The sequence below is a fragment of the Nocardia sp. NPDC004151 genome, assembly GCF_042874235.1.
Lineage (GTDB): Bacteria > Actinomycetota > Actinomycetes > Mycobacteriales > Mycobacteriaceae > Nocardia.
In genome coordinates, this window is sequence record NZ_JBIAMR010000002.1 from 464,985 (window position 1) to 487,031 (window position 22,047).

Sequence of the window (22,047 nt, forward strand, 5' to 3'; positions counted from 1 at the left end):
GGCGGTCACGCTGTCGTTGCCTTGGATTAGCCGAAATTGGCCGAAACGCCCCGAGGGGGACGATAATCCGCACGTGGGAACCGTTCTACTGATCGCCCTGAGTCTGTTGTGCTTCGTCACCGGACCGGCGTTGGCGCTGGTCATCGTGGCAGCGGTGCGCCGGTCCGCCCGGCATGTCGCCGCCGAACTCCGGCGTGGCGCGGATGAATCGGGTTCCGGTGGATCGGTCACGCGATCCACCGGAACCCGATCCGGCACCGGTCACCCCTGAGCCGGTGCGCGGGCGGGCCCGCTACGGCCGCGTCAGTGAGGCGTAGCGGGCAATGTGCTGGTCGGTGGTGCCGAACTCGTACTGCACGGCGGTCAGGCGCTTGAAGAAGTGGCCGATGGCGAGTTCCTCGGTCATGCCCATGGCGCCGTGCAGCTGCACCGACTCCTGGCCGATCCGGCGGGCGGCACGGCCCACGGTGGCCTTGGCGGCCGAGGCCGCGCGGGCCCGCTCGGCGGCGGGGGCGTCCAGCTTCAGGGTCACCAGATACGTTGCGGCCACGGCCTGTTCCAGCTCCAGCAGCATGTCCACCATGCGGTGCTGCAGGGCCTGGAAGCTGCCGATCGGGACGCCGAACTGGCGGCGCTGCTTGGCGTAGGCGACGGTGTCGTCGACCACCTTGCGCATGGCCCCGACCGTTTCCGCGCACACCGCCGCGATGGCCTCGTCCACGGTCGCGGCGATGGCCTCGCCGGCGGACGCGAGCAGCAGGGCGTCGGCGGGGACGCGCACACCGTCGAAGGTCAGGTCGGCGGCCTGACGCTCGTCGATGGTCCGGTAGGCGCGCGCGGTCAGGCCCGCGGGCGGCGCGGCCGGGTCGCCATCGACGGCGAACAGGGCGATCTCGCCGTCCGCGACCGCGGTCACCAGCAGGTGGGTGGCCAGCGGGGCCGCGGTCACGACCGTCTTCTCACCGGTGATCACCCAGTCTGCGCCGTCGCGCACCGCCGTGGCCGTCACCGTGGTGTAGTCGTAGCCGGATCGCGGCTCCAGCGCGGCGAATCCGGTCACCACCTCACCGGCGGCGATGCCCGCCAGCAGGTCATCGGCGCGCTTGCCGGTGGCGCGGCGCAGCAGGCCGCCGCCCACCACGACGGTGTCCACGTACGGCTCCAGCACCAGGGCCGCGCCCAGCGCCTCGGCGATGATCATGGTCTCGACCGGTCCGCCCCCGATGCCGCCCGCCGACTCCGGCAGGCTCGCTCCGAGAATCCCGACCTCCTCGGCCAGGCCGCGCCAGATCTCCGGCTGCCACCCGGCCCCGGTGCGCGCCGCGGCCCGGCTCGCCTCCAGGGGGTAGCGGGCCGTCAGGAACTCGGTGACGGTGTCGCGCAGCAGTTCTTGTTCCGCGGTGAAAGAGAAGTCCATGTCACAGTCCCAGGGTGGCTTTGGCGATGATGTTGCGCTGAATCTCGTTGCTGCCGGCGTAGATCGAGCCGGCGCGGTCGTTGAAGTACCGCAGCGGGGCGACCGCCTGCCACTCCTCGCCCGCGACGAAACCATCGGCGGGCGGGGTGAAGTCGGCGATCGGGCCGCCCGGCATGGTGGCGTGCGGCTGATAGGCGCGGCCCCGCGGACCGGCGGCCTCCAGTGCCAGCTCGGTGAGCGCCTGGCTCAGCTCGGTGCCCAGGATCTTGAGCGTGGACGCGGCCGGGCCCGGGTCCTTGCCGCTGGAAACCAGTGCGAGCGTGCGGTATTCGAGGATCTCCAGCACATCGGCGCGCAGCCGGGCATCGGCCAGCTTGGCGGCGAAGGCGGGGTCGTCGATGAGCGCGCCGCCGCCCGGGGCGACCTGCTCGGTGGCGGCCTGCGCCAACTCCTCGGCCATCACCTGCAGGGCCGGGGCGACCGCGCCGCCGCCGCGCTCGAAGTTGAGCAGGAACTTGGCCACGGTCCAGCCGTCGTCGATCTGCCCCAGCACGTTCGCCTTCGGCACCCGGACCTGATCGAAGAACACCTGGTTCTGCACCTGCTCGCCGGAGGTCATGACCAGCGGCCGGATCTCGATGCCCGGGGTGCGCATATCGATCAGCACGAAGGTGATGCCCTGCTGCTTCTTGGCCTGCTTCGAGGTGCGGACCAGCGCGAAGATCCAGTTCGCCTCGGTGGCGTGGGTGGTCCAGATCTTGGAGCCGGTGACCACCAGGTCCTCACCGTCGGCGACCGCGGCCATGGACAGCGAGGCCAGGTCCGACCCGGCCTCGGGCTCGGAGTAGCCCTGGCAAAAGAAGACCTCGCCGGTGAGGATGCCGGGCAGGAAGAAGTCCTTCTGCTCCGGTGTGCCGAACGCCATGATCGCGTGCGAAACCATGCGAATTCCCATGGGGGACAGGTTCGGCGCCCCGGCCAGGGTGCATTCGCGGCCGAAGATGTAGTGCTGGGTGAGGCTCCAGTCGCAGCCGCCGTACTTCACCGGCCAGGCCGGGGCGGCCCAGCCGCGCTCGTGCAGGATGTGCTGCCACTCCATGCTGGCCTCGTGGTCCGGGTAGACGCTGGTCGCCAACCGTCCCGCTCGGCGTAGATCGTCGGTTAACTTTTCGTCGAGAAAGCTGCACACTTCATCACGAAACGCCAGATCAGCAGGCGACCAGTCAAGGTCCACGATGACTCCTTGTCCGAGAACTGGCATCAACCATCTCACCGCATCCCCCCTGCTGGCAAATGTGCTGGCACCCGCCCTCACTTGAATCTCTTGAACATTCCAATGTGGAGGTTTATCCTGTATTCACGTTCCACAATGGAATATCCGGCAGCGCTCGACCGTTAAGGATCGACATGGACATCACCACCGGCACCCGCGCCTCCGACGCCGAGCGCGCCCAGATCGCCGATCTCCTGGGCCGTCACCTGTCCGAAGGCCGCCTGGACCTCGCCGAATACAACGACCGCCTCACCAGCGTCTACGCCACCGCCACCCGCGAAGACCTCCAGCTGGTCCTGCGAGACCTGCCGAAGCTCTCGAAGACCGTTGCGCCGCAGAACACTTCGCGCGCCCGCCTGCCGCTCTGGCAGCGGATCGAGGGCAGCGCCTGGCTCGGGGTGAGCCTGCTGTGCCTGTTCATCTGGGCCGCGATCTCGGTGGCCGCAGGCGAATTCACCTACCCCTGGCCCATCTGGGTCATCGGCCCCTGGGGCGCGGTACTGGTCTTCCGTGTCGTCATGGGCTGGGAATCCGCCGCCTGGAACCGCTACCGCGCCCGCTGACCCGCGACCCGGATCGCGCCGTGGCGCACAAGGGACGCGAGGTCGGCATACTCGGGGCAATCTTCGGGAAGCGGGTAGTCTGAGCCGCTGTGCACCTGAAGAGTCTGACGTTGAAGGGGTTCAAGTCCTTCGCGTCCGCGACGACGTTGCGATTCGAGCCGGGGATCACCTGTGTGGTGGGGCCCAATGGGTCGGGCAAGTCGAACGTCGTCGACGCGCTCACCTGGGTGATGGGTGAGCAGGGCGCGAAAGCGCTGCGGGGCGGGAAGATGCAGGACGTCATCTTCGCCGGTACCGCGGGCCGCGCTCCGCTCGGTCGTGCCGAAGTCACGCTGACCATCGACAACTCCGACGGGGTGCTGCCCATCGAGTACTCGGAAGTGTCGATCACCCGCCGCATGTTCCGCGACGGCGCCGGCGAGTACGAGATCAACGGCAACTCCTGCCGGTTGATGGACGTGCAGGAACTGCTGTCGGACTCCGGTATCGGCCGCGAGATGCACGTCATCGTCGGTCAGGGTCAGCTCTCGGCGATCCTGGAATCGCGGCCGGAGGATCGGCGGGCCTTCATCGAGGAGGCCGCGGGCGTGCTCAAGCACCGGCGGCGCAAGGAGAAGGCGGTCCGCAAGCTGGACGCCATGCAGGCCAATCTGGCCCGACTCACCGACCTCACCACCGAACTGCGCAGGCAGCTCAAGCCGCTGGGCCGGCAGGCCGAGGTGGCGCGTCGCGCCGCGACCGTCCAGTCCGAGCTGCGGGACGCCCGGCTGCGGCTCGCCGCCGACGATCTGGTCAGCCGCCGCCGCGAACTCGAGAGCCAGCAGAGCAAGGAGGCGTACGCGCGTGAGCAGCACGTCACCGTGCAGGCCGAACTCGATGCCGCCAATGCCGCACTGGCACAGCAGGAATTCGAGCTGTCCAAGCTGACCCCCAGCGCCGAGGCCGCCGCGCAGGCCTGGTTCCAGCTGTCCGCGCTGACCGAACGCGTCAACGCCACTATCCGGATCGCGCGTGATCGCGCGCGCAACCTGACCATCGAGCAACCGACCGGCACCGGTCGAGATCCGGAACAGCTGGAGCGCGAAGCGGATCGGGTCGAGGCCGAAGAAGCCGAACTGCGCGAAGCCGTCGAAATCGCCACCGAGACGCTGGAAGCGGCCCGCGAGCAACTCTACGAACGCGAGCAGGCCGCCAAGGCCGCCGAGCAGGCGCACCTGGCCGCGGTCCGCGCTGTCGCCGACCGTCGCGAGGGCCTGGCCCGGCTCTCCGGCCAGGTCGACACCCTGCGCATCCGCGCCCAGTCCGTGGACGGCGAGGTGGCCCGCATGTCCACCGCCATCGCCGAGGCCCGCCGCCGCGGCGAGGACGCCAATGCCGAATTCGAGGCCGTGCAGGGCGAACTCAACGAACTCGACGTCGGCGAGGAAGGCCTCGACCACGCCTACGAGCACGCCGCCCAGGCCCTCGCGCTGGCCGACCAGCGCGTCACCGAACTGCGCGAACAGGACCGCGAGGCCGGTAAACGCGTCGCCTCCCTCACCGCCCGCATCGAAGCCCTCGCCATGGGCCTGCGCCGCAAGGACGGCGCGGCCTGGCTGCTCGAGCACCGCGCCGACGGACTGCTCGGCCCGCTGTCCGGCCTGATCCGCGTGCACGGCGGCTTCGAGTCCGCGGTCGCTGCGGCCCTCGGTCCGCTGGCCGACGCCGTGGCCGCCGACACCGGGCCCTCCGCGCACGCCGCGGTGCGCGCGCTCAAGGAGAGCGACGGCGGCCGCGCCGCCCTGGTCTACGCCGACGCCGCGAATCTCCCTGCGGCGCAAGCGGATTACCCCCTGCCCGGCTCCGCCCGCTGGCTCGTCGACGTGGTCGACTGCCCCGCCAACCTGCGCGGCGCGATCACCGCCCTCACCGCGGGCATCGCCGTCGCCGACGACCTCGCCACCGCCGCGCAGGTCATCGCCGCGCGCCCGGAACTGCGGGTGGTCACCCGCGACGGCGACATCACCGGCAGCGGCTGGCTGCTCGGCGGCTCCGACCGCGCCCCCAGCCAGCTCGAGGTGCAGGCCGACATCGATTCCGCCACCGCCGAATTGGCGTCCTGGCAGCGGCAGGCCGAGGAACTGGAAGCCGCGCTCGCCGGGGCGCTCGCGGAGCAGACCGACCGCAAGGAAGCCGTCGACCACGCCCTGCTCGCCCTGCACGAATCCGACCAGGCCCTGGTCTCCATCTACGACCGGCTCGGCCGCCTCGGCCACGCCGCCCGCGGCGCCCAGCGCGAATGCGACCGGCTGCTGGCCCAGCGCGCCGACGCCGAGACCGGCCGCGAGGAAACCCTCGCCAAGCTCGCCGAACTCGAGGACCGGCTGCGCCACGCCGAGAACGAACAGGCCGACCTGGACCCGGAATCCGCGGGCACCGAGACCGCCGGATACGCCCGCGAGGAGGCCGCCGCCGCCCTCGCCGAGGTCCGCTCCATGGAGGTCGAGGCCCGCCTGGCCGTGCGCACCGCCGAGGAACGCGCGGAATCGGTACGCGGCAAGGCCGATTCGCTGCGCCGCGCCGCCCGCGCCGAACGCGAGAACCGGGCCCGCGCCGAACGCGCCCAGGCCGCCCGCCGCCAGGCCGCCGCGCTGGCCGCCGTGGTCGCCGCCTCCGCGGAGAAGATCGCCGCCGAACTCGAGCAGGTGGTGGCCCAGGCCGCCGCCCGCCGCGACGAATTGGTGCGTCGCCGCGGCGAATTCGCCGCCCAGGCCGATCAGACCAAGGAGCGTTCACGCGCCCTGACCACCCAGCTCGCGCAGCTCACCGACGCCGTGCACCGCGACGAGGTGGCCCGCGCCCAGGCCGCGCTGCGCATCGAACAGGTCGAGACCACCATCGCCGAACAATTCGGTGTCAGCCTCGACGACCTCATCGCCGAATACGGCCCCGACGTCCCCATGCCGCCCACCGCGCTGGAGATGATGGAGTACGAGCAGGCTCGCGAGCGAGGCGACGCGGTCAGCGAGCCGCAGCCCATGCCCTACGACCGCGCCACCCAGGAACGCCGCGCCAAGCGGCTCGAGAAGGACCTGGTCACCCTCGGCAAGGTGAATCCCCTGGCGCTGGAGGAGTTCGCGGCCCTCGAGGAGCGCTACACCTTCCTCAACACCCAGCTCGAGGACGTCAAGAAGGCCCGCCAGGACCTGCTCGACGTGGTCGCCGAGGTCGACGAGCGCATCCTGCAGGTCTTCACCGAGGCCTACGAGGACGTGGAACGCGAGTTCACCGGTGTCTTCGGCCGCCTGTTCCCCGGCGGTGAGGGGCGGCTGCTGCTCACCAATCCCGCGGACATGCTCACCACCGGCGTCGAGGTCGAGGCCCGCCCGCCGGGCAAGAAGGTCAAGCGGCTGTCGCTGCTCTCCGGCGGCGAGAAGTCCTTGGCCGCCGTCGCTTTCCTGGTATCGATCTTCCGCGCCCGGCCTTCTCCTTTCTATGTGATGGACGAGGTCGAGGCCGCGCTGGACGACACCAACCTGCGCCGGCTCATCGGACTGTTCGAGCAGCTGCGGGAGAAGAGCCAGCTGATCGTGATCACCCATCAGAAGCCGACCATGGAGATCGCCGACGCGCTCTACGGCGTCAGCATGCGCGGTGACGGCATCACGCAGGTGATCTCGCAGCGGATGCGCGGGGAGAACCTGGTCGGCGCGACGCCGTAGGTTCGCCACGGCGTCCCGCTGAGCGGGAATTCATCCCGATGTCGGAGTGAAACACCTGCGCGTCCCATTGGGTTGCCGCTAGCCTCCGGCCCCATGAAGCGCTCCATCGCCGTCCTGGCCGCCGGACTCACCGTCGGCCTCGCCGCTCCGCTCCCACTCGCCCTCGCCGACACCGGATCCGCCGGGTCCGGCTCGGGCACGGGATCCCTGTCGGGCTCCGGCGGCAGCAACGCCAACCTCCCGCCCTACAGCCAGTGGATCAGCGACGTCACCACCGTCGCCAACGCCGCCCAGGCCTACCTGACCACCGCGCTGCCGGGCGTCACCAAGCCGGCCATCGTCCTCGACATCGACAACACCTCGCTGGAGACCAGCTACCACGCGGCACCCATCACCCCGGCCATCCCGCCCATGCTGGCGCTGGCCAAGTGGGCGAAAAGCCAAGGCGCGGCGATCATCTTCGTGACCGGCCGCCCCTCGGTGATGAACATCTACAGCCAGATCAACCTGACCACGGTCGGCTACCCGGTCGACGGCCTCTATGGCGGCGGCCTCACCACCGGCTCCTCCGGCGCGGGCGCGCTCGCGGACTACAAGACCGCCACCCGCGCCTCGATCGAGGCCCAGGGCTACACCATCGTCGCCAATATCGGTAACAGCGCTTCCGACCTGTCCGGCGGCCACGCCCAGCAGACCTTCAAGCTGCCCGACTACAACGGCGCGCTGAACTGATCCACCCGGACCCCGATCGAGCCCGAGCTCGTCAATCCAGCAGCGACTTCAACCGCGCCGCACCGGATTCGGCGAGCCACGCCTCGAAAGTCCGCAGGCCGGGATGGATCTCGCGGACCACCGGGATATCGGCGTGCCAGCCCCGGCCCTCCCGGGACAGCCGCCAGACCACACCGACCTCGGGGCCCATGGCCTCGGCGTCGGCCTGCGAGGCCTCCACGTAGCGGACCTGGTGGCCGGTCGCGGCGGTGATGGCCGCCGCGGCCTCGGTCATGGTGAGAGCGTCACCGGCCAACTCCAGAACCTCGCCGTGGAAGCGGGCCGGATCGTCGAAGGCCAGCTGCGCGATCACCGCGATGTCCTCGATCGCGATGGACTGGATCGGCTTGTCCGCCGGGAACAGATGCCGGTGCACGCCGTCGTTGATGCCGTCCACGGGGAAGCCCCGCATCAAGTAGTTCTCCATGAACCGGACCGGACGCAGGATCGTCCAGTGCAGGCCGCTCGCGCGCAGCGCCTCCTCCACCCGGCGTTTGCCCTGCGCACCCCACTGGCCGTCCTCGGTCAGCGAGGCGACGGTCGTGAACACGATGTACTCGACACCGGCCGCGGCCGCCGCGTCGATGAAAGCCCTGCCGCGCGCGACCTCCAGGTCGACATCCCAGCCGTCGGGGCCGTAGGCGGCGGGCGGCACCAGGAACGCCGCTCCCACGCCCGCCAGGGCCGGGGCCAGCGTCTCGGGCCGGTCGAAGTCGCCGACGGCGAGTTCCGCGCCCGCCGCGGCGAGGGCCTGCGCCGCAGCCGATTCCGGATCGCGCACCAGGACGCGCACCGACCGGCCGGTATCGAGCAGCCGGCGCGCGGTGACGCCACCCTGCTTGCCGGTCGCGCCGGTCACCAAGATCAGGTCATGACGAGAGGACGCCAGATCCTTCTGAGCAGACATTCTCACCCGTTCGTTCGGTAGTATTCGGGTCGCTCGACCCGGATATGCACGCTATGGCCACCTCGTTTCCGTTGGCCAGCACCGGAAAGGACGCGCGTAACGAAATGCCCGCACCCACCAGCAGCCTCGCCCCCAAGGCCCGTGCCGACGCGCGCCGCAATCGCGCCCTGGTCCTGGCGGCCGCCCAACGCGCCCTCGCCGAGGGCGGGCTCGCGGTCTCCCTGGCCGAGGTGGCCCGCCGCGCCGGGGTCGGCGCGGGCACCGTGTACCGCCATTTCCCCACCAAGACCGAGCTGCTGGAAGCCGTTATGCAGCAACGCATCGACCGGCTCACCGGTGTGGGCCACCGGATGCGCGACGCCCCCGACGCCGGGGCAGCCTTCTTCGCCTTCTGCGCCGAGGTGATCACCTCCAGCCATCGCAACCAGGCCGTGTGCGACATGGTCAACAATGACGGCTGGCCGCGGGAACTGGTGCGCGACGCCGGAGCCCGTTTCCACGCCGCCCTCGGCGACCTGCTCGTCGCCGCCCAGCGGCAGGGCTCCGTCCGCGCCGACCTCACCGTTCCCGACGTCCTCGCCCTGTTCACGGGATGCGTTGCGATCCAACGCCTGTCCCCGGACCGCGAGCTGTCCCGCCCCGCCGCCCTCGTCCTGGACGCCATGCGCACTCGCCCTCCGGCGCGGACCGTAACGAAACGCGGGAACGTGATCGCCGCGCGTGACGAAACGGCCATCCGTGACGAAACCCCGGCCCCGCATTGCCCGATCTGCGCCACCCCGATCCACCCGACCGGCACCGGCCGCCCCGCGCGCTATTGTTCGGCAGCCTGCCGTCAGAAGGCCCACCGCCGCCGCCACGCGGTACCCGCCTGACTCCTCCGCGGGGCCCGATGAAAGCCCTTGGGGCCCTTCGTGACCTGCGTGTGCCCAAACGGATGCGAAGGTGTGACGAGGGGGCGGAATCGGCGAAAAATACTGGTAGAAGGCTATATACGGCGTTGCGGTATGCCCCCGCGAACCGCCGGTGGGGCAGTACGCTCCCTGCGTGGTTTGGGTGTCGGCCGCGGCGTTCGGTGCCGCATGGTGGCTCGGTTTGTATCTACTGGCGCGGGATCCGCGAAAGCTGTTGTTACGCAGAGCGGCAATCGGATTGCTGGCGTTCGCCGCCGCGGTGGTGGCGGATCGGATGGCAGGGGGGAGTCCGTGGTTCGACGGTGTGCGCATCGTGCTGGTGTGCGCCCCGGTGCTGGCCTTCAGCGGTGTCTTCGTGCGGCTGCTGCCCGCCGGGGTGGAACGCGTCGACCGCTGGTGGCGGGCCGGGCTGGTGCCGCTGTGCGCGGTGCTGGCGATGCCGGCCGCGGGCGGTTTCCTGCCCGCGGGCTACTTGCTCGGCGCGGTCACCCTGCTGGCTCTGCTCGGCACCATGCTGGCCATGCTCGGCCAGCAGGCCGAATGGTCCGAGGACTCACGGCGTTCCGCGGCCGGGCTGCTCACCGTGGGCGCGCTGCTGCTCGGGATGAGCGCGGCGCTCGTCCTGCTCGGGTTCAACGTGCTGCCCAGCACGGCCATGCTGTCGGTGACCGCCGCCGACCTGGTGGTGCTGGGCCTGGGTATCGCGGTGCTCGACGCCTACGACGAGGGCGAGGCGCTGCGCGCGGACATGACCCACTCGCTGGTCATCTCGGCGGCCACCGCGGCCGTGTTCGGCGGCCAGGCCGCGCTCACCCTGGCCCTGGCGGGGGAGCGGCCCGCGCTGGTGGCGCTGTTCTTCGGGGCCATCGCCGGTTCCATCACCCTGCAGGTGCTCAACGGCCCGCTGCACGCGGGCGCGGACCGGGTGGCGTTCGCCTCCGATCCGCGACTGTTCGCGGCCCGTGTCGAATTGCGCAGCGCCACCGAGGCTTTGCTGCGCAAGGGCGTTGACGACTAGAGCGGGGCGTTTGACGACTAGAGCAGGTCGCTGACGTCGTCGGGAACGTCGACGGCGTATTTGCGCAGCGTCTCCATGGGCACCACCTCGAGGGCGTTCTCATGGGTGGCGGCCAGCACCACGGGTGCGGCCACCCCGTCCTCGTGGGCGTGCAGCCAGCGCACGGCCACCACGCACCAGCGGTCACCCGGTTGCAGGCCGGGGAAGTTGTTCTCCGGCCGCGGGGTGACGAGGTCGTTGCCGATCGACTTCTGGTGCTCCAGGAATTCCGCGGTCACCACCGTGCAGACGGTGTGGCTACCCAAATCCTCGGGACCGGTGCTGCAGCATCCGTCCCGGTAGAAGCCGGTGAGAGGATCGGTGCCACACTCTTCCAGCGGTCCCCCAAGCACATTTCGATCGGTCACGTCGCCGATCCTATTGTCTCGGTGTCGCATTCGCCGCTCCTTCCGCACTGTGGCACGTAGTCGAGCAGACCGGTTGGTAGATGGTCGGATTTTCGGGCCACACCCCGGCGTGTCGATGCATCCCACGGCCCCGCCGTGTGATATCGGCCACGGCCCCCCGACGCGACGGTAGGTGCGTGAAACCGACATCGCAACCACCTCTGAAAGGATGGGGACGTGACGACTGCAGAAGTTTGGATTCTCATCGCCGCCATCGCGGCGGTGCTGCTCGTGGCGCTGGTTGCCGGATATGCCCTGAACAAGCGCCGCCGGATCTCGCTGACCCCGGAGGTCACCGAGACCAAGGAGCTGACCGACAGGTCCGGTGGATACCAGGCCGCGAGCGGATTCAGCTTCAGCCAGGGCACCTCCGCGCCCGAACGCGAGAAGGTCCCGGCCACCAAGGACAAACCGGTGCCGCTCCCGCCCGAGCGCACCGACGACGAGGGGCAGCCGCACATCGGCGACGACGCGGCCATCCCGCGCGACTCCGGCAAGCGCAGCATCCACGAGGTGCGTCTCCCGGAACCTGTTCAGGGGCCCGAACCCGCCCCGGCCGCGGAGACCGTCACGCCCGTCGCGGACACCACCGCGACCGCGGCCGACACCACCGCGAGCGCCGCCGCGCAGACCGCTCCCGCCGACGCGGCAGTCACGCCCGCCACCGATGCCCCCGCCGAGCCGGCGGACGACGCGGCCCACGCCGCGGCGATCGAGGCCGCCGAAGCCGCCGGGGAGATCGCCGCGGGCAAGGCCGCCGGTGATGTCGCCGAGCAGCCGCTCTCGCAGGAGGCCGCGGCCGAGGAGGCCGCCGAGGCCGCCGTCGCCGCCGCCGAGATCGCGGCGGGCGCCGAGGCCGCCGTCGCCGCCCACGCCGGTGCGCACGCCCCCGAGGCCACCGCTCCTGCCGAGCCCGCGGCCGCGGCTCCCGCGATCGCCGAGATCGAACCCACCGCGGGCCGTCTCACCAAGCTGCGCGGCCGCCTGTCCCGTTCCCAGAACGCCGTCGGCAAGTCCCTGCTGGGCCTGCTCGGCGGTGGCGATCTGGACGAGGACTCCTGGGAGGAGATCGAGGACACCCTCGTCATGGCCGACCTGGGCACCGCCAGCACCGCCGCCATCGTGGAGCGTCTGCGCGAGGAGATGGCCGGGCGCAGCATCCGCACCGCCGCCGACGCCCGCGCGCTGCTGCGCGAGGTGCTCGTCGAGGCGCTGCGGCCGGAGCTGGATCGCTCCATCCGCGCGCTTCCGCACGCCGATCACCCGTCGATTCTGCTGGTCGTGGGTGTGAACGGCACCGGAAAGACCACCACCACCGGCAAATTGGCGCGCGTGCTGGTCGCCGACGGCCGCCGCGTGCTGCTGGGCGCGGCCGACACCTTCCGGGCCGCGGCCGCCGATCAGCTGCAGACCTGGGGTGAGCGCGTGGGCGCGGAGACCGTGCGCGGCAAGGAGGGCGCGGACCCCGCGGCCGTGGCGTTCGACGCGGTGTCGGCCGGTATCGATCGCGGCGTGGACGTGGTGCTCATCGACACCGCGGGCCGCCTGCACACCAAGACCGGCCTGATGGACGAGCTGGGCAAGGTCAAGCGCGTCGTGGAGAAGAAGGCCGCCGTCGACGAGGTCATCCTGGTGCTGGATTCCACGGTCGGTCAGAACGGTCTGATGCAGGCGCGGGTCTTCGCCGACGTCGTGGACATCACCGGTGTGGCGCTGACCAAGCTGGACGGAACCGCCAAGGGCGGCATCGTCTTCCAGGTGCAGCATGAGCTGGGCGTACCGGTCAAACTGGTCGGTTTGGGTGAGGGCGCGGATGATCTTGCTCCCTTCGAACCCGGCGCCTTCGTCGACGCCCTGCTGGGTTAATCCCCACTGAACTGCGCCGATATCGAAACCAACATCATCCTCACAATGTCGTCGTAACAGTGGTGCGGGACCGGAAACGTGACCGCAACACTGCAATCTCATCCGTTCACCTACGCGAAACGCCGCAGGATCACGGAGGAAACACCGACTGACGAATCTCATTGCAGGCTTATGCGCAGGTTGCTGCGGGGCCAGAGATGAGGAGGACAAAAGGTGGCGTTTCCCGTAATAGGTGCAGCCGACACCGGCGACACCGCATGGATGCTGGCAAGTTCAGCACTCGTGCTTCTGATGACACCCGGACTGGCGTTTTTCTACGGCGGTATGGTCCGCTCGAAGAACGTCCTGAACATGATCATGATGAGCATCGCCTCGATGGGCGTGATCACTGTTCTATGGGCGCTGTACGGCTTCTCCGTCGCCTTCGGCGACGACAAGGGGAGCCTGATCGGCAGCCCGACCCAGTACTTCGGGCTGAAGTCGCTGTTCGGTGGCACCTACCTGGCCAGCAGCACCGACCAGACGATCAAGTCGGCCATCCCCCTGGCGGGAACGGTGCCGGCGACGGTCTTCGTGGCCTTCCAGCTCATGTTCGCGATCATCACCGTCGCCCTGATCTCCGGTGCGGTAGCCGACCGCCTGAAGTTCGGGTCCTGGGTGCTGTTCTCGGCCGTGTGGGCCACCGTGGTCTACTTCCCGGTCGCGCACTGGGTCTTCGCCTTCGACGGCGTCACCGGTGAGCACGGCGGCTGGATCGCCAACAAGCTCAAGGCGATCGACTTCGCCGGTGGTACCGCGGTCCACATCAACGCCGGTGTCGCGGGCCTCGTCCTGGCGATCGTGCTCGGCAAGCGCAAGGGCTGGCCGAAGACCCCGATGCGTCCGCACAACCTGCCGTTCGTGATGCTCGGCGCCGGTCTGCTGTGGTTCGGCTGGTACGGCTTCAACGCCGGTTCGGCCGTCGGCTCCAACGGCATCGCGGGCGCCACCTTCGTCACCACCACCGTCGCCACCGGTGCCGCCATGCTGGCCTGGCTGCTCGTGGAGAAGATCCGCGACGGTCACGCCACCTCCCTGGGCGCCGCCTCGGGCATCGTGGCCGGTCTGGTCGCCATCACCCCCTCCTGCTCCTCGGTCAACGTCATCGGCGCGCTCGCCATCGGTGTGGTCGCCGGCGTCCTCTGTGCTCTCGCGGTGGGCCTGAAGTTCAAGTTCGGCTTCGACGACTCGCTCGACGTGGTGGGCGTCCACCTGGTCGGCGGTATCGCGGGCACCCTGATGGTCGGCCTGGTCGCCGCCCCCGAGGCTCCGGCCGCGGTCAAGGGTCTGTTCTACGGCGGCGGCTTCGATCAGCTGATCAAGCAGGCCGTGGGAGCCGGTGCGGTGCTTGCCTTCTCGGGCATCGCCACCCTGATCATCGCGCTCGCCATCAAGTACACCATCGGTCTCCGGGTGAACGAGGAAGCCGAGTTCCAGGGCTTGGATGAGTCCGAGCACGCAGAATCGGCATACGATTTCGCTGCTGTGAGTGGTGCGGCGCGCACCGCCGCCGTCAAGGAGGCATGACGAACATGAAACTGATCACTGCGATAGTGAAGCCGTTCACCCTGGAGGACGTGAAGACCGGCCTGGAGCAGGCGGGCGTGCTTGGCATGACCGTCAGCGAGGTGCAGGGCTACGGCCGTCAGAAGGGCCACACCGAGGTCTACCGCGGCGCCGAGTACTCGGTCGATTTCGTCCCGAAGGTCCGGGTCGAGGTTGTGGTGGACGACGCCTCCGTCGACAAGGTCGTCGAGGTCATCGTCGAAGCCGCCCGCACCGGCAAGATCGGCGACGGCAAGGTCTGGGTCACCCCGGTCGACGCCATCGTCCGGGTGCGCACCGGCGAACGCGGTTCCGACGCTCTGTAATTCGAGCGGGATCCCCGTGGCGGCCCCGGCCCCGTCGGTGTCGAAACCGGCGGTGACGGGGCCGTCCCCGTGCCGGGGCGGCGAACTGAATTGAATCGAGAGGGGCGGTTGTGGGTTTCCAGCAGGAACGCGAAGACAAGGCCGAGGACACCAAAGTCCCCGGAGGCGCCTCGGACCTGGTCCGGGCCCGCAACCAGCTGCTGGGCGAGCACGGCTCGAACGGCCGCGCCACCCGTCTCGACGCCGAGGCCCTGCGCGAGGCCCTGGTGGATCTCTACGACCTGTGGCTGACCACCAAGGGCCACGAGGTCGGCATCACCGCCGACAGCGGGCTCGCCCTGGTTGCGGTGGGCGGACTGGGCCGCCGGGAGATGCTGCCCTACTCCGACCTGGATCTGGTGCTGCTCTACGACGACGTCGACCCCGCCCGGGTCGCCGAGGTCGCCGATCAGCTCTGGTATCCGCTGTGGGACGCCCACATCAAGCTCGATCACAGCGTGCGCACCGTCCCGCAGGCGTTGCGCGTCGCCGCCGACGATCTCACCGCCGGCCTCGGCATGCTCGAGGCGCGGCACATCGTCGGCGACGACGGATTGAGCAATCTGCTCATCGGCGGCGTGCGCCGGGACTGGCGGGCCGGAATCCGGTCCCGTTTCGACGCCCTGATCGAGCAGGCCCACACCCGCTGGCGGCGGAGCGGAGACGTCGCCCACCGCGCCGAACCCGATCTCAAGAACGGGCGCGGCGGACTGCGGGACATCCAGTTGCTGGACGCCCTCGCCATCGCACAACTGACCGACGCCATGCCGGGGCTCGGTCCGGAAGTGCCGGGCGGCGGGCTGAAGCAGGCGCACCGCCGCCTGCTCGATGTACGCACCGAGCTGCATCGGGTGGCGGGCCGCGCCCGCGACCAGCTGCGGGCCCAGGACGCCGACGAGATCGGGGCGGCCCTGCGGATCGGTGACCGCTTCGATCTGGCCCGCACGCTCAGCGACGCGGCCCGCACCATCGGCTACTCCACCGATGTCGGGCTGCGCACCGCCGGGAACGCGCTGCCCCGCCGCGGGCTCGCGCGCTTGCGCCGTGTTCCGGTGCGCCGACCACTCGATGAGGGGGTGGTCGAGCATTCCGGAGAAGTGGTGCTCGCCCGCGATGCCCGCCCGCAGCGCGATCCCGGCCTGATCCTGCGGGTGGCCGCGGCGTCGGCGCAGACCGGGCTGCCGATGTCGGCCACCACCCTCAACCGCCTCGGCGAGGACGCGCCCGAGCTGCGCGAGCCGTGGCCGAAGGAGGCGCTCAACGACCTGCTGGTGCTGCTGGGCGCGGGCCGCGGCTCTGTCGACGCCGTCGAGGCCCTGGACCGAACGGGCTTGTGGGGCAGGCTGTTTCCGGAATGGGGTGTGGTGCGCGACCTGCCGCCGCGCGACGCCATGCACACCTGGACCGTGGACCGCCACCTGATGGAGACGGTCGCCCAGGCCGGGGCGCTGTCCACCCGCGTCTCGCGCCCGGACCTGCTGCTGCTGGGCGCGCTGTTGCACGACATCGGCAAGGGCCGCACCGAGGATCACAGCGTGGTCGGCGCGGAACTGGCCGTGTCGATCGGAAATCGCCTGGGGCTGTGGCCCTCCGACGTGCAGACGCTGGCGGCCATGGTGCGCCACCACCTGCTGCTGCCCGATACCGCCACGCGCCGCGACACTTCCGACCCCGACACCGTGAAGATGGTGATCGACGCCCTCGACGGCGACCCGCACCTGCTGGAACTGCTGGCCGCGCTGGCCGAGGCCGACGCGCTGGCCACCGGGCCCGGGGTGTGGAACGACTGGAAGGCCTCGCTGATCGGCGACCTGGTCCGCAACTGCCGCCACGCCATGGCGGGCGATCCGCTGCCGGAGCCGACCCCGATCCCCGAGGAATTGCGCGCTCGCGCGGCATCCGGTGGCGTGCACGTGGATCTGAGGCCGGGGGACGGGCGCTACCACCACGTGGTCACCGTGGTCGCCCCGGACAGTCCGGGCCTGCTGTCGGAGGCCGCGGGCGTACTGGCCGTGCATTCGCTGCGAGTGCTGTCGGCGGAGCTGGCCAGTGTGGGCGAGTCGGCCATCGACACCTTCGTGGTGGCCCCGCGTTTCGGTGATCCGCCGGCCGCCGGTCTGCTGCGGCAGGAGCTGATCCGCGCCATCAACGGCGATCTGGATCTGGCGTCGGTGCTGGCCCGCAAGGAGCGTGACGCGGTCGGCACCCAGCCAAGTCCGTTCGCGCAGGCGCGGCCGCGGGTGTTCTGGCACGAGACCGCCGAGCCGGGGCGGGTGTTGCTGGAATTGCGGGCCGAGGACCGGATCGGGTTGCTGAACCGGTTGGCCGCGGCGCTGGCCGAATCGGGGGTGAACGTGTCGTGGGCGAAGGTGGTGACCATGGGTTCCGCGGTCGTCGACACCTTCTGCCTGGATCTGGGCGATACCGACACGCCCGGGCGGCGAGCCGAGATCTCGGCGGCGGTGCTCGCGGTGGTGCCGCCCCAACAACCGAAGAAATCGCCCGAATCAGACAGCTGAATCGGATCTTCCAGCGGTTTTCCGGTTGGAGAGCAGGCGACGGAGGTAACCGGCAAACCAGGCGTTTGCCCGTTGATCAGAATGTTGCAGGAGATTTGCTGCAATGCGGTCGAGTGACCGGCGTCACACCCTAGTATTCCGCGTGCACGTGTCCGTCATGAGTCGCGAACACGAGGGGAGTGAGTCGGTGGCAATCGAAGTCGTTTCCGCGTCGATGATTACGAGCGATCTGACCGCGCACATCGCCCGCTGTGTCGGTGGCGACCGCTGGGTGGTCTCCTGGCTGCCCGGCCGGACCCTCACCGGGCAGCAGGCCGTGACCGCCATGACCATCGCCTCCGCCGTCACCGGCGAGAGCCCGTCGGACGCCGGCTGGGCGATCCTCGACGGGCTCGCCCTGGAGCTGGGCCTCACCGCCCGCGAGGCGGTCGGCATGGTTGCCATCGAGAAGCACGACCTGCGCCGCCCCGGCCCCCGCCCGCGGTCGCTCGAATAACCACTACCCTGGTATCTCGAGTGAACGTCCCTCGAGATCAGGAGCATCGGTGTTCGAATCCCTTTCCGACCGGTTGGCCGGTGCCCTCAAGGATCTGCGTGGCAAGGGACGCCTGTCGCCGGCGGACATCGACGCGACCGCTCGGGAGATCCGCCTGGCCCTGCTCGAGGCCGACGTCGCGCTGCCCGTGGTGCGCGGCTTCATCGCGAAGATCAAGGAGCGCGCCAAGGGCGCCGAGGTCTCCGCGGCGCTGAACCCGGCCCAGCAGGTCGTCAAGATCGTCAACGAGGAACTCATCAATATCCTCGGCGGCGAGACCCGGCGGCTGCGCCTGGCCAAGAACCCGCCCACGGTCATCATGCTGGCCGGTCTGCAGGGTGCCGGTAAGACCACCCTCGCGGGCAAGCTCGCCAAATGGCTGAAGGGCCAGGGGCACACGCCGCTGCTGGTCGCGTGCGACCTCCAGCGTCCGGGCGCGGTCACCCAGCTGCAGGTGGTCGGCGAGCGGGCCGGGGTGCCGGTCTTCGCGCCGCACCCGGGCACCTCCATCGGCGGCGGCGAGAACCCGCTGGGCGTCTCCGCGTCCGATCCGGTCGACGTCGCGAGCGCCGGCATCGAGGAGGCCAAGGCCAAGCAGTACGACGTGGTCATCGTCGACACCGCCGGTCGCCTCGGCATCGACGAGGAGCTCATGCGGCAGGCCGCGGGCATCCGCGACGCCGTCAACCCCGACGAGACCCTGTTCGTCCTCGACGCCATGATCGGTCAGGACGCGGTCTCCACCGCCGAGGCCTTCCGCGACGGTGTCGGCTTCACCGGTGTCGTGCTGACCAAGCTCGACGGTGACGCCCGCGGTGGCGCGGCGCTGTCGGTGCGTGAGATCACCGGCCAGCCCATCCTTTTCGCCTCCACCGGCGAGAAGCTCGAGGACTTCGACGTCTTCCACCCCGACCGCATGGCCTCGCGCATCCTCGGTATGGGCGACCTGCTCACCCTGATCGAGCAGGCCGAGCAGGTCTACGACGCCAAGCAGGCCGAGGAGGCCGCCCGCAAGATCGGCTCCGGTGAGCTGACCCTCGAGGACTTCCTCGAGCAGATGCTCGCCATCCGCAAGATGGGCCCGATCGGCAACCTGCTGGGCATGCTGCCGGGCGCGGGCCAGATGAAAGACGTTCTCGCGCAGGTCGACGACAAGCAGCTCGACCGCGTGCAGGCCATCATCCGCGGCATGACCCCCGCCGAGCGCGCCAACCCGAAGATCATCAACGCCTCCCGCCGCCTGCGCATCGCCAACGGCTCGGGTGTGGCGGTCTCCGATGTCAACCAGCTCGTGGACCGCTTCTTCGAGGCCAAGAAGATGATGGGCGCGATGAGCCGCCAGTTCGGCTTCCCCGGCGGCAACCGGGGCGGTAAGAACACCAAGAAGGGCGGCAAGAAGGGCAAGAAGGGCGGACGCGGCCCGACCCCGCCCAAGGTGCGCGGCGGCTTCCCGGGCATGCCCGGCCTCCCGGGCGGCATGCCCGGCGGTATGCCGGACCTCTCCAACCTTCCGGCCGGCCTCAACGAACTGCCCCCGGGCCTCGAGGGCTTCGATCTCAGCAAGCTGAATTTCCCCAAGAACTGACGGATCACAGCGGGTTTCGTGTCGCCGTGTGCGGCGGTCGGATCGTCGGTACGGTTCGGGCGTGAAAATCGATCAGGTTTCCGATTCCGTGTACGTCGTGGCGGGGACGAACGTCAACTGGGCGTTGGTCAGTGATGATCGTGGTGTGACCGTGGTGGACGCGGGGTATCCCGCCGATACCGCCGCGGTGCTGAGTTCGGTGTCCCAGATCGGGCATCAGCTCGGCGATATCGCGGCGGTCCTGGTGACCCACGCGCATCTGGATCACATCGGGGCGGTGCCGGCCCTGGTCGAGCGGGCCGGGGTGCCGGTGTACACCGGGGCCGAGGAGGTCCGCCACGCCAAGCGGGAGTATCTGCAGCAGATCACGCCGCTGCAGATGGTGGGGCAGTTGGGGAGTCGGCGCGGCGCGGTGTGGGTGGCGCAGACGCTGCGGGCCTGCGTGGGGCATATCGGGATGAGTGTGCCGACCGCGGTGGCGGCGGACGCGGAGACCCTGGCGGCGTTGCCGGGCGGGTTCGTCGCGGTGCCGACGCCCGGTCACACGAACGGTCACACCGCGTACTTCATGCCGTCGGAAGGTGTGCTGTTCTCCGGGGACGCCCTGGTCACCGGTCACCCCATCGCGCGGGGGACCGGTTTGCAGCTGCTGCCGGGCGTGTTCAACCACGACGAGGCCGGGACGTTGGCGAGCGCGCGGAGCCTCGCCGACCTGGGGGCCGAGGTGCTGGTGCCCGGGCACGGACTCCCGATCCGCGAGGACCTGCCCGCGTTGCTCGGCGCTTTCGCGCGGGCGTAGCGGTCGCGGAGCCCCGGCGTCCGCGTGGCCGTAGCGCGGTGGTGCGGTTGCCGGGGAGCGGGCCGGGTCGGTCAGCTGGCGGCCTGCTTCACGAGGGCGGTGATCCGGGCCTCGATCTCGGGCGTCATCTCGGTGATGGCGAACGAGGTCGCCCACATGCCGCCGTCGTCGAGATTGGCCGCGCCCTCGAATCCGAGGGTGGTGTAGCGGTTCTTGAACTTGGCCGCGGGCTGGAAGAAGCAGACGTTCTTGCCGTCGCGGGTGTAGGCGGGCATGCCGTACCAGGTGCGGGGGACCAGGTCGGGGGCCGCGGCCGTGATGAGGGCGTGCAGGCGCTGGGCGATGTGCAGGTCGGTGCCGTCGAGTTCGGCGATCTTGTCGAGGACGTCGCGGGTGCCGTCGGCCTTGGTGGCCTTGCCGCCGCGGGCGTTGGCCTTCTTCACCTCGGCGGCGTGCTCCTTCATCGCGGCGAGTTCGTCGGTGGTGAACGCCGATGCGGGCTTCTTCTTCGCGGTGCCGCCCTGCTTGGTGGCCATGGTGGTTTCCTCCGTCGTCGGTGTCGATGGGGACTCTTCTCATGCTAGGAAGCGGCGGCGGCCGGAGGCTTCTTCGAAACCGATCGATTCGGTGGCCGTGCGATAGTGATCCCATGCGGCTGCATTTCCGTGGCTTTGTCCTGCCCGACGGCGAACTCCGCGATCTGTGGGTACGGGACGGGGTGATCTCCGCCGAGCCGGTGCCCGGCGCGGACACCGTGCACGCCTCCGGCTGGATCCTGCCCGGCCTGGTCGACGCGCACTGCCATGTCGGCATCAAATACGGTGGTGGGCACGAGGATTCGGACGGGTTGATCGCCCAGGCCGAGGTCGAGCGGGACGCCGGGGCGCTGCTGCTGCGGGACGCGGGCTCACCGGTCGACACCCGTTTCCTCGACGAGCGCGCCGATCTGCCGCGCGTGATCCGCGCGGGCCGCCACATCGCCCGCCCCAAACGCTATATCCGCGAACTCGGCATCGAACTCGACGACGAGCGCGACCTGCCCGACATCGTCGCCGAGCAGGCGCGCCGGGGCGACGGCTGGGTCAAGATCATCGGCGACTGGATCGACCGCGCGGTCGGCGACCTCGCGCCGCTGTGGTCGGATCCGGCCCTGAAGGCCGCCATCGACGCCGCCCACCGCGAGGGCGCCCGCGTCACCGCCCACGTCTTCGGCGAGGACGCCCTGCCCGGGCTGCTCGCCGCGGGCATCGACTGCATCGAACACGGCACCGGCCTCACCGACGACACCATCGCCACCATGGCGGCTCAGGGCACCGCCCTGGTCCCCACCCTCGTCAATATCGACACCTTCCCCGGAATCGCCGACGGCGCAACCAAATTCCCCGCCTACGCCGCTCACATGCGCGACCTCCACCGCCGCTCCCGCGACACCGTCGCCAAGGCCCACGAGGCCGGGGTCCCCGTCTACACCGGCACCGACGCGGGCGGCTCCATCCGCCACGGCCGCATAGCCGATGAGATCATCGCCCTGACCGAAGCCGGTTTCAGCGCGCACGACGCGCTGGGCGCGTCCGCCTGGAACGCCCGCGACTGGCTCGCCCACCCCGGCATCACCCCCGGCGCCCCCGCCGATTTCGTTGTCTACCAGGACGACCCCCGCGTCAACCTCCGCATCCTCACCACCCCGTCCTGGGTCGTCCTGCGCGGCCGCGTCTACGACCGCCGCGACCCGGTGACCGCGTACCGCTGAGCCTGCCGGTGCGTGGATCAGCGGCGCATGTCCC

The 22,047-nt window shown here is 70.2% G+C and carries 19 protein-coding genes; 14 read left to right on the forward strand and 5 right to left on the reverse strand.

Annotated features, from left to right (window positions below; translation table 11 throughout):
* Positions 1 to 73: 73 nt before the first annotated feature.
* A complete protein-coding gene (locus ACFYTS_RS05795) occupies positions 74 to 271 on the forward strand; it encodes a hypothetical protein (RefSeq protein ID WP_357281606.1) in 198 nt (65 codons plus the stop codon).
* 21 nt (positions 272 to 292) lie between these two features.
* On the opposite strand, the gene ACFYTS_RS05800 is transcribed toward ACFYTS_RS05795, so the two are convergent.
* Together ACFYTS_RS05800 and ACFYTS_RS05805 are read right to left on the reverse strand one after the other, a co-directional pair.
* Positions 293 to 1,417, reverse strand: coding sequence for an acyl-CoA dehydrogenase family protein (locus ACFYTS_RS05800; RefSeq protein WP_387301637.1), 1,125 nt, complete (start codon positions 1,415 to 1,417; stop codon positions 293 to 295).
* Between the two features lies 1 nt (position 1,418).
* Positions 1,419 to 2,651, reverse strand: a complete 1,233-nt coding sequence (locus ACFYTS_RS05805) for an acyl-CoA dehydrogenase family protein (protein ID WP_387301639.1) — start codon at positions 2,649 to 2,651, stop codon at positions 1,419 to 1,421.
* Between the two features lie 173 nt (positions 2,652 to 2,824).
* On the opposite strand from ACFYTS_RS05805, the gene ACFYTS_RS05810 reads away from it, so the two are divergent.
* The 3 genes from ACFYTS_RS05810 to ACFYTS_RS05820 all read left to right on the forward strand — a co-directional run bounded on the left by ACFYTS_RS05810 (position 2,825) and on the right by ACFYTS_RS05820 (position 7,686).
* On the forward strand, positions 2,825 to 3,253 hold the full coding sequence (locus tag ACFYTS_RS05810) for a DUF1707 domain-containing protein (RefSeq protein WP_357281602.1): 429 nt from the start codon (positions 2,825 to 2,827) through the stop codon (positions 3,251 to 3,253).
* A gap of 89 nt (positions 3,254 to 3,342) precedes the next feature.
* Positions 3,343 to 6,954, forward strand: a complete 3,612-nt coding sequence (gene smc, locus ACFYTS_RS05815; RefSeq protein ID WP_387301641.1) for a chromosome segregation protein SMC — start codon at positions 3,343 to 3,345, stop codon at positions 6,952 to 6,954.
* Positions 6,955 to 7,047: 93 nt separating this feature from the next.
* Positions 7,048 to 7,686 carry an HAD family acid phosphatase gene (locus tag ACFYTS_RS05820; protein WP_357281599.1) on the forward strand — a complete coding sequence of 213 codons (639 nt, stop codon included), beginning with the start codon at positions 7,048 to 7,050 and terminating at the stop codon, positions 7,684 to 7,686.
* Between the two features lie 31 nt (positions 7,687 to 7,717).
* Here ACFYTS_RS05820 and ACFYTS_RS05825 read toward each other — a convergent pair whose 3' ends face one another.
* Positions 7,718 to 8,632, reverse strand: a complete 915-nt coding sequence (locus ACFYTS_RS05825; protein ID WP_387301644.1) for an NmrA family NAD(P)-binding protein — start codon at positions 8,630 to 8,632, stop codon at positions 7,718 to 7,720.
* A 104-nt stretch (positions 8,633 to 8,736) separates the two neighbouring features.
* Here ACFYTS_RS05825 and ACFYTS_RS05830 point away from each other — a divergent pair, with 104 nt between their 5' ends.
* The gene (locus ACFYTS_RS05830) at positions 8,737 to 9,507 is read left to right on the forward strand and encodes a TetR/AcrR family transcriptional regulator (protein WP_387301646.1); all 771 of its coding nucleotides are present in this window, start codon (positions 8,737 to 8,739) and stop codon (positions 9,505 to 9,507) included.
* A gap of 172 nt (positions 9,508 to 9,679) precedes the next feature.
* Positions 9,680 to 10,564, forward strand: coding sequence for a hypothetical protein (locus ACFYTS_RS05835; RefSeq protein ID WP_387301648.1), 885 nt, complete (start codon positions 9,680 to 9,682; stop codon positions 10,562 to 10,564).
* Between the two features lie 17 nt (positions 10,565 to 10,581).
* Here the strand turns inward: ACFYTS_RS05835 and ACFYTS_RS05840 are convergent, their stop codons facing one another.
* The gene (locus tag ACFYTS_RS05840; RefSeq protein ID WP_326357779.1) at positions 10,582 to 10,971 is read right to left on the reverse strand and encodes a DUF2237 domain-containing protein; all 390 of its coding nucleotides are present in this window, start codon (positions 10,969 to 10,971) and stop codon (positions 10,582 to 10,584) included.
* A gap of 216 nt (positions 10,972 to 11,187) precedes the next feature.
* Between ACFYTS_RS05840 and ftsY the strand changes: the two genes are divergently transcribed.
* The 7 genes from ftsY to ACFYTS_RS05875 all read left to right on the forward strand — a co-directional run bounded on the left by ftsY (position 11,188) and on the right by ACFYTS_RS05875 (position 20,263).
* Complete coding sequence (gene ftsY, locus ACFYTS_RS05845; protein WP_387301651.1) at positions 11,188 to 12,876, forward strand: signal recognition particle-docking protein FtsY; 1,689 nt, start codon at positions 11,188 to 11,190, stop codon at positions 12,874 to 12,876.
* Between the two features lie 261 nt (positions 12,877 to 13,137).
* The gene (locus ACFYTS_RS05850) at positions 13,138 to 14,442 is read left to right on the forward strand and encodes an ammonium transporter (RefSeq protein ID WP_357281594.1); all 1,305 of its coding nucleotides are present in this window, start codon (positions 13,138 to 13,140) and stop codon (positions 14,440 to 14,442) included.
* A 5-nt stretch (positions 14,443 to 14,447) separates the two neighbouring features.
* The gene (locus ACFYTS_RS05855) at positions 14,448 to 14,786 is read left to right on the forward strand and encodes a P-II family nitrogen regulator (protein ID WP_040859831.1); all 339 of its coding nucleotides are present in this window, start codon (positions 14,448 to 14,450) and stop codon (positions 14,784 to 14,786) included.
* Positions 14,787 to 14,896: 110 nt separating this feature from the next.
* Positions 14,897 to 17,344 (forward strand): [protein-PII] uridylyltransferase, encoded by a 2,448-nt coding sequence (locus ACFYTS_RS05860; protein ID WP_387301653.1) that lies wholly within the window; start codon positions 14,897 to 14,899, stop codon positions 17,342 to 17,344.
* Between the two features lie 187 nt (positions 17,345 to 17,531).
* Entirely contained in the window at positions 17,532 to 17,840 is a 309-nt protein-coding gene (locus ACFYTS_RS05865) for a hypothetical protein (protein ID WP_357281592.1), read from the forward strand.
* 49 nt (positions 17,841 to 17,889) lie between these two features.
* Positions 17,890 to 19,464 carry a signal recognition particle protein gene (gene ffh / locus ACFYTS_RS05870; protein WP_357281591.1) on the forward strand — a complete coding sequence of 525 codons (1,575 nt, stop codon included), beginning with the start codon at positions 17,890 to 17,892 and terminating at the stop codon, positions 19,462 to 19,464.
* A 61-nt stretch (positions 19,465 to 19,525) separates the two neighbouring features.
* Positions 19,526 to 20,263: an MBL fold metallo-hydrolase gene (locus ACFYTS_RS05875; protein ID WP_387301656.1), complete on the forward strand. Its 738-nt coding sequence runs from the start codon at positions 19,526 to 19,528 to the stop codon at positions 20,261 to 20,263.
* A 71-nt stretch (positions 20,264 to 20,334) separates the two neighbouring features.
* Here ACFYTS_RS05875 and ACFYTS_RS05880 read toward each other — a convergent pair whose 3' ends face one another.
* Positions 20,335 to 20,799 carry a DUF1801 domain-containing protein gene (locus ACFYTS_RS05880; RefSeq protein ID WP_357281589.1) on the reverse strand — a complete coding sequence of 155 codons (465 nt, stop codon included), beginning with the start codon at positions 20,797 to 20,799 and terminating at the stop codon, positions 20,335 to 20,337.
* A gap of 113 nt (positions 20,800 to 20,912) precedes the next feature.
* Between ACFYTS_RS05880 and ACFYTS_RS05885 the strand changes: the two genes are divergently transcribed.
* Positions 20,913 to 22,013 (forward strand): amidohydrolase family protein, encoded by a 1,101-nt coding sequence (locus ACFYTS_RS05885; protein ID WP_387301658.1) that lies wholly within the window; start codon positions 20,913 to 20,915, stop codon positions 22,011 to 22,013.
* The last annotated feature ends 34 nt before the right edge of the window (positions 22,014 to 22,047 follow it).

What these genes read in the sequence shown, in the direction of transcription:
- ACFYTS_RS05800 (WP_387301637.1), bottom strand. Translation starts at nt 1,417, where the DNA reads ATGGACTTCTCTTTCACCGCGGAACAAGAACTGCTGCGCGACACCGTC.
- ACFYTS_RS05830 (WP_387301646.1), top strand. Translation starts at nt 8,737, where the DNA reads ATGCCCGCACCCACCAGCAGCCTCGCCCCCAAGGCCCGTGCCGACGCG.
- ACFYTS_RS05820 (WP_357281599.1), top strand. Translation starts at nt 7,048, where the DNA reads ATGAAGCGCTCCATCGCCGTCCTGGCCGCCGGACTCACCGTCGGCCTC.
- ACFYTS_RS05880 (WP_357281589.1), bottom strand. Translation starts at nt 20,799, where the DNA reads ATGGCCACCAAGCAGGGCGGCACCGCGAAGAAGAAGCCCGCATCGGCG.
- ACFYTS_RS05825 (WP_387301644.1), bottom strand. Translation starts at nt 8,632, where the DNA reads ATGTCTGCTCAGAAGGATCTGGCGTCCTCTCGTCATGACCTGATCTTG.
- ACFYTS_RS05885 (WP_387301658.1), top strand. Translation starts at nt 20,913, where the DNA reads ATGCGGCTGCATTTCCGTGGCTTTGTCCTGCCCGACGGCGAACTCCGC.
- ACFYTS_RS05810 (WP_357281602.1), top strand. Translation starts at nt 2,825, where the DNA reads ATGGACATCACCACCGGCACCCGCGCCTCCGACGCCGAGCGCGCCCAG.
- ACFYTS_RS05855 (WP_040859831.1), top strand. Translation starts at nt 14,448, where the DNA reads ATGAAACTGATCACTGCGATAGTGAAGCCGTTCACCCTGGAGGACGTG.
- ACFYTS_RS05850 (WP_357281594.1), top strand. Translation starts at nt 13,138, where the DNA reads ATGCTGGCAAGTTCAGCACTCGTGCTTCTGATGACACCCGGACTGGCG.